Below are 1,409 nucleotides of genomic sequence, written 5' to 3'. Positions count from 1 at the left end.
ATGGGGTCGCCGCCGGAGGTGATCGCTTACTTCGATGAGCTCGTGGAGCGCCATTACCCGTCGGTGACGCCGGTGTCGGCGGGCCTGCTGGGCCGGATCGGGGGCGCCGCGCGGGCGGAGAATCGGGCGGCGGCCGCGCAGTTGGTGGCCATCGGGGAGTTGTTCGGCTATCGGCTGTCGCGGTGTTCGGAGACCGAGGAGTGGGCGGTGGACACCGAGGCGGCGGTCAGTGCCGAGGTGGCCGCGGAGTTGCGGATCGGTCGGGGTCTGGCCGCTAGCAAGGTGCGCTATGCCCGCGCGATGCGCGAGCGGCTGCCGAAGGTGGGTGCGGTTTTTGCGGCCGGTGATATCGACTTTCGGCTGTTCGCCACCGTGGTGTTTCGCACGGATTTGATCACCGACCCGCAGGTGTTGGCGGCGGTGGATGCTCAGCTGGCGGCCATCGTGGCGCGTTGGCCGTCGATGACGCGCGGCCGGCTGGCCGCGCAGGTGGACAAGGTGGTGGCGCGCGCCGACGCGGACGCGGTGCGGCGCCGCACGCAGCGCGCGGCCGGGCGCGACGTGTGGGTCGCTGACATGGGGGAGGGGTTGGCCCATCTGGAGGGCACCTTGCTGGCCCCGGACGCCCATGCGCTGGATCAGCGGTTGAACGCGTTGGCGGCCACGGTGTGTGTGCACGATCCGCGCAGCCGCGAGCAGCGCCGCGCCGATGCGCTGGGGGCGCTGGCGGCCGGGGCGGACCGGTTGGGGTGCCGGTGTGGGCGGGTCGATTGCGCGGCCGGTCAGCGGCCCGCGGGGCCGGTGGTGATCCACGTGATCGCCGAGCAGGCCGCGGTGCGTGGCGGGCAGGCGCCGGGGGTCGAGCTGGGTGCCGAAGGTTTGATCCCGCCGGAGCTGGTCGCTGAGTTGGCCGCCTCGGCCAAGCTGGTGCCGTTGATCCATCCGGGCGAGGCGGCGCCCGAGCCGGGGTATGTGCCGTCGAAGGCGCTGGCCGATTTCGTGCGCTGTCGGGACTTGACGTGTCGGTGGCCCGGCTGCGATCAGCCCGCCGTGAACTGCGATGTCGACCATACGATCCCCTACGCTCGAGGTGGCCCGACGCACGCGTCGAACCTCAAATGCTATTGCCGCGCCCATCATTTGGTGAAGACGTTTTGGGGCTGGCGCGAACAGCAGCTGCCCGACGGCACCCTGATCCTGACCTCCCCGGCCGGGCGCACCCATGTCACCACCCCGGGCAGCGCGCTGCTGTTCCCCAGCCTGTGCCGAGGTGTCGGCGCCATCCCGGCCGCCGAAGCCGACATAGCGCCCGACTACTGCGCCGACCGCACCGCGATGATGCCCACCCGCCGCCGCACCCGCGCCCAAGACCGCGCCGCGCGCATCGCCACCGAACGCCGGCACAACCG

General features: G+C 72.1%; 1 protein-coding gene. It reads left to right on the top strand.

The window, feature by feature from the left end; translation table 11 throughout:
* The coding region (locus BST14_RS28055; RefSeq protein WP_083067485.1) for an HNH endonuclease signature motif containing protein at positions 1 to 1,409 on the top strand (1,409 nt) is incomplete at its 3' end.

Source organism: Mycobacterium arosiense ATCC BAA-1401 = DSM 45069 (assembly GCF_002086125.1).
In the GTDB taxonomy this organism is placed as follows: domain Bacteria; phylum Actinomycetota; class Actinomycetes; order Mycobacteriales; family Mycobacteriaceae; genus Mycobacterium; species Mycobacterium arosiense.
The sequence above is the reverse complement of the archived record's forward strand: the minus strand, read 5'-3'. Positions and strand labels throughout refer to the sequence as shown.